General features: G+C 63.7%; 6 protein-coding genes. 5 read left to right on the top strand and 1 reads right to left on the bottom strand.

Going from position 1 to position 5059, the window contains the following annotated elements; genetic code table 11:
• The 5 genes from KDH09_19595 to KDH09_19615 all read left to right on the top strand — a co-directional run.
• On the top strand, positions 1–371 hold a 371-nt coding region (locus tag KDH09_19595; protein MCB0221911.1), incomplete at its 5' end, for a GTPase ObgE.
• A complete protein-coding gene (locus tag KDH09_19600; GenBank protein ID MCB0221912.1) occupies positions 364–1521 on the top strand; it encodes a glutamate 5-kinase in 1158 nt (385 codons plus the stop codon). The genes KDH09_19595 and KDH09_19600, both read left to right, overlap by 8 nt.
• Positions 1522–1542: 21 nt before the next feature.
• Entirely contained in the window at positions 1543–2805 is a 1263-nt protein-coding gene (locus KDH09_19605; protein MCB0221913.1) for a glutamate-5-semialdehyde dehydrogenase, read from the top strand.
• 72 nt (positions 2806–2877) lie between these two features.
• Positions 2878–3816: an alpha/beta hydrolase gene (locus tag KDH09_19610; protein MCB0221914.1), complete on the top strand. Its 939-nt coding sequence runs from the start codon at positions 2878–2880 to the stop codon at positions 3814–3816.
• A 96-nt stretch (positions 3817–3912) separates the two neighbouring features.
• Positions 3913–4557, top strand: a complete 645-nt coding sequence (locus tag KDH09_19615) for a TetR family transcriptional regulator (GenBank protein ID MCB0221915.1) — start codon at positions 3913–3915, stop codon at positions 4555–4557.
• Between the two features lie 68 nt (positions 4558–4625).
• On the opposite strand, the gene KDH09_19620 is transcribed toward KDH09_19615, so the two are convergent.
• The coding region (locus tag KDH09_19620) for a methyltransferase type 11 (protein MCB0221916.1) at positions 4626–5059 on the bottom strand (434 nt) is incomplete at its 5' end.

Here is a 5059-nt window from a genome sequence, read left to right on the forward strand (position 1 = left end):
AGTTCCTGCGCCACATCGAGCGCTGCCGCGTGCTGATCTATCTGCTGGATATGACGCCGGAGGTGGAGCCCTCCCCCATCAAGGCCTTTCGCATCCTCCATGAGGAGCTCGAGCGCCACAACCCCGAGCTCTCCGAGCGCCGCACGCTCGTGGCGCTCACCAAAATGGACACCGCCCCCGATGCGGCGCGCGTGAGCGAGGTGCGCGAGCACTTTGCGAAGATGGATTTGCCCGTCTTCACCATTTCCTCCGTTACCGGCGAGGGCCTGGACGCGCTACTCTTCGCAACCAAGGAAGAACTGGCCAGGGCGCGCGAACAGGCCCAGGCCGAAGAACAGGAAGCGCGGGATACGAACCTGATCCATGAGTGATCGCAAGAAACATCTGAAAGACGTGCGCCGCATCGTCGTGAAAGTTGGCTCCCAGGTGCTCGCCCGCGAGGGCGCGCTGAGCCCGGAGTCCTTCGACGCGCTCAGCGCGCAGCTCTCCGCCCTCATCAAGGCCGGCCACCAGGTCGCGCTGGTTTCCTCGGGCGCCATTGCCGCCGGCCGCTTCGAGCTGGGGCTCAAGGAGCGCCCACGCACCATCCCGCTCAAACAGGCCAGCGCCGCCGCCGGACAGGCCGTGGTGATGCGCGAATACTCGAAGCGCCTCGCCGATCACAGCCTCAAGGTCGCGCAGATTCTGCTCACGGCCGACGACCTGAAAAACCGCCGCCGCTTCCTCAACGCGCGCAACACGCTGCTCACGCTCTTCGAACTCGGCGGCGTGCTGCCCGTCATCAACGAGAACGACACCGTGGCCGTCGAAGAGATCAAGTTCGGCGACAACGACCGCCTGAGCGCCCACGTCACGAACCTCATCGGCGCCGACCTGCTGGTCATTCTCTCCGACATCGACGGGTTCTATGACGCCGATCCCAACCGCGTCGAGGGCGCGAGGCGCTACGAGTTCATCGACCAGCTCACGCAGGTCCACTTTCGCCAGGCCGATACCACCAAGAGCGACGTGGGCATTGGCGGCATGGTGAGCAAGCTCGAAGCCGCGCGCATGGCCGCTCTCTCGGGAGCGGCCACGGTGATTGCGTGCGGGTTCGAAAGCGACGTGCTCGGCCGCATCCTGGCCGGCGAGAACATCGGCACATTCTTTGCCGGCGGTGAGGGCATCGGTCTTCGCAAGCATTGGATCGCCTGCTCGGTGGAGCCGACCGGCGACATCATCGTCGACGAAGGCGCGGTCAAGGCGCTCACCGGCAACGGGGGGAGCCTGCTGCCCTCGGGCATCATTGAAGTGCTCGGCGACTTCGGCGTGGGCGAGGCCGTGCGGGTCAAAGCCGTCGGCGGCGCCGAGATCGCCCGCGGCCTGGTCACCTACACCAGCGACGACCTTCGCGAGATCGCAGGGCACAAGACCGGCGAGATCGAGGAGATTCTGGGCTATAAGTATTACGACGAAGTCATTCACCGCGACGACATGGTCATCACCAAGGGCCATCAGCCGGTTTGTGACGAAGACCATTAAGCAGTTTTTGGGAGCACAGTGATGAGCCTTGCACAAGAGATGGAATCCATTGCAAAGCGCGCCCGTGCGGCCAGCCGCACGCTGGCCACGTTGAGCAGCACGCAGAAGAACGGAGCCCTGCTGGCCATGGCCGCGGGCCTCGAAGCCGCGCGCGCCGAGCTTCAGAGCGAGAACGAGAAAGACCTCAAGGCCGGCGAAGAGAAGGGACTCTCGCCCGCGATGATCGACCGGCTGCGTCTCTCGGACAAGGTGATCGACTCCATGGCCCAGGGCCTTCGCGAAGTCGCCCAGCTCGACGATCCCGTGGGCAGCGTGCGCGGCATGATCGTGCGTCCCAACGGGATGCGCGTGGGGCGCATGCGCATTCCGCTGGGCGTCATCGGCATCATCTATGAGTCGCGCCCCAACGTGACCGCCGACGCCGCCGGCCTGTGTCTGAAAGCCGGTAACGCGGTCATCCTGCGCGGCGGCAGTGAGGCCATCCATTCCAACCGCGCCGTGGCCAAGGTGCTGCAGGCCGCGCTCGATTCGCAAGGAATTGCCGGCGACGCCGTGCAGGTGGTGCAGGTCACCGACCGCGAGGCCGTCCTCGAAATGCTCAAGCTCGAAGAGCTCATCGACCTCATCATCCCCCGCGGCGGCGAGGGGCTGATCCGTTTTGTCGCCGAGAACTCGCGCATTCCCGTCATCAAGCACTACAAGGGCGTGTGCCACACCTATATCGACAAGGACGCGAACCTCGACATGGCGACCGCGCTGGCCGTCAACGGCAAGGTGCAGCGCCCGGGCGTGTGCAACGCAACCGAGACCCTGCTCGTCCACGGCGATATTGCGCCGAAGATCCTGCCCAAGGTGGGCAAGGCCCTCGTCGACGCGGGCGTGGAGCTGCGCGCCTGCGGCACGGCCGCCCCGCTGCTGGGCGAGGTCCCCCACAAGGCCGCCACCGAAGACGACTACTACGCCGAGTTCCTCGATCTCATCATCGCCATCCGCGTCGTGAAGAGCCTCGACGAAGCCGTCGCCCACATCCAGCAGTACGGCTCGGACCACACCGAGGTGATCGTGACCGAGAGCTACAGCGCCACGCAGGAATTCCTGCGCAAGGTCACTTCGAGCTGCGTGTTCGTGAACGCCTCGAGCCGCTTCGCCGACGGCCAGCGCCTGGGCCTGGGAGCCGAGATCGGCATCTCGACCACCAAGCTCCATGCCTACGGCCCCATGGGAATCGAGGGACTGACCACCGAGAAGTTCATCGTCTACGGCGACGGGCAGATCGTGGAATAGACCAGCCGGGCTTCCTGGCAGGTCAATGGGCTGGCCCGAGTCATACCAATGCCACGAAGCACAATCAGAGCTGTGATCTACATCGCCTTCGGGCTGGTCGTCATTGTATCCATTCTTGCCTTCACTGCTTATCGCCGTGATACGCGGCAGGCGCTTGCCCGAATCAATGGCAGAAGCACAATCGTCCCTTCCGCTTACGGACAGATAGAATTTAGTCAGGGTGGTGAGGGCCCACCGGTTCTGATCGTGCATGGCAGTGGCGGCGGTTTCGATCAGGGCACACTCATCGCCGATTACTTTCTCACTCCCGGTTTTCACTGGATCGCGCCTTCACGATTTGGTTACCTGCGTTCGACCCATCGTGAAGGAGCCACGTTTGATGAGCAGGCACACGCCTACGCCGCACTTCTGGACCACCTGGGCATTAAGCGCGTCGGCGTTGTGGCGTTTTCCCATGGCGGGCCATCCGCCCTGCTTTTTGCGGCGCTACATCCCGAGCGCGTGACGTCGCTGACGCTTGTATCGGCCGGCGTGGCCAGCGTGCGCTCGGGCGAGCAGGAAGGTGCCAATGAAAAAGGCAACGCGCTGGTTACCGTCTTCAGGCACAATTGGCTCTATTGGGGCCTGACCCGCCTGTTCAGGGGCACGTTCATGGAGCTGATGGGCGCCCCGGAATCGGTGACTCAGAAACTCTCCACCGAACAACGCCGGATCATTGACCGCATCATCGACGAAATGATGCCCACCGGTCCGCGACTGGCAGGTGTGATGTTCGACAACCGCGCGGCTCTTCCCGGTGAGAGAATTGCTGCGATCCGGGCGCCGACGCTTATTTTTCACGCCGACGACGACACCCTGCAGTTGGTTCACAATGCCGAATTCGCAGCGGCGAAAATCCCTGACGCCAGACTGGTACGCTTCGATCAGGGCGGGCATCTGGTCCTGGCGCTTCAGCACGAGGGCATCCGGGCCGGGATTCGTGAACACATCCTCCAGCACAGCACGCCATAGGGGAGCAGCGTGCATTTCAGAACGCCAGGGCGCCCCTTCGGGCGCCTTATAACTTTGGGCTTGCATGCACCGAAGGCACAATGATACATAAATCGTATGGATGTATCACAGAGCACAACCCTCCCCGAAGCCCTCGAGAACCTCACGGCCCTCTTCGAAAGGGGGCCCCAGAGCAAGGCCGACGAGGTGACGAGTTCCATCCTTGATGCCGCGCAGGAAGAGTTCATGGAATTCGGCCTGCGCCGCACCGCCGTGGAGGACGTCGCCCGCCGCGCCGGCATTGCCCGCGTGACCATCTACCGGCGTTTTCCCAACAAGGGGGCGCTCATGCAGGCGGTCTTCGTTCGCGAGTGTGCACGCTTTATCGAGAGCGTCGAAGAGGCCGTGGACCGCGACGACCCGGTGGAAAAGCGCGTCCTGGACGGCTTCACCCGCGCGGTGTTGCTGGTCCGAAACAACGCGCTCATCTCCCGCATCCTGCAGACCGATCCCGAGCTGGCGCTCTCGTATCTGACGGTCGGCGCCGGCCCGGTGCTCAGCGTCGCGCGCGTCTATCTGGCGGGTCACCTTCGCCGCGGACGCAACGCAGCCGCCGCCCGCAGCGCCGACGCGCTGGCCGAGACGATCATGCGCCTCGGGCTCTCCTTCGTGCTCACGCCGGGAAGCTGCATCGACCTCGACAACGAGGAAGCGGTGCGCGAATACGGGCGGCAACTCGTCCTCCCGCTGGTGCTGGGATAAACCGCAACAACAACTAAAAAGGCCGGGCATTGTGCCCGGCCTTTTGGATTTCTTTGGATATTCTCTGTCTAGGCGGGATTGCGCGCGGAGATGATCCACGTGCTTGAGGGCGCCCAGATTCCGTCGTCGCGCTTGAACTGGCCCATCGTCTCGCGCAGCGCGCTCACGACCTTGTCCTTGCGTTTGACGCCCTCGTCGCCGGCAAGGCGGATGATCTCGCCGGCCGGACCAAGCGCCATGGCGAACTCCACCGATTCGTCGAGATCGCGTCCGATGCAGATGTCGGCATCGAATCGCTCGAAGCGCACGCGCTCGAAGCCGACGCCGCTGAGCATGTCGCTCATCATGTCGGGACCGGCCATCGAGAACGGCCCCGGACCGCAATGGACCTGATTTGTCTCTTCATGTGAGACAACGGGCACGATTTCCTTCACGCACAGCTCGGCGGCATGGAGCCAGGGATTGTCCTCACGCTTGCGCCACACAATCATCGTGAGCTCTC

Source organism: Chrysiogenia bacterium (genome assembly GCA_020434085.1).
In the GTDB taxonomy this organism is placed as follows: Bacteria; JAGRBM01; JAGRBM01; order JAGRBM01; family JAGRBM01; genus JAGRBM01.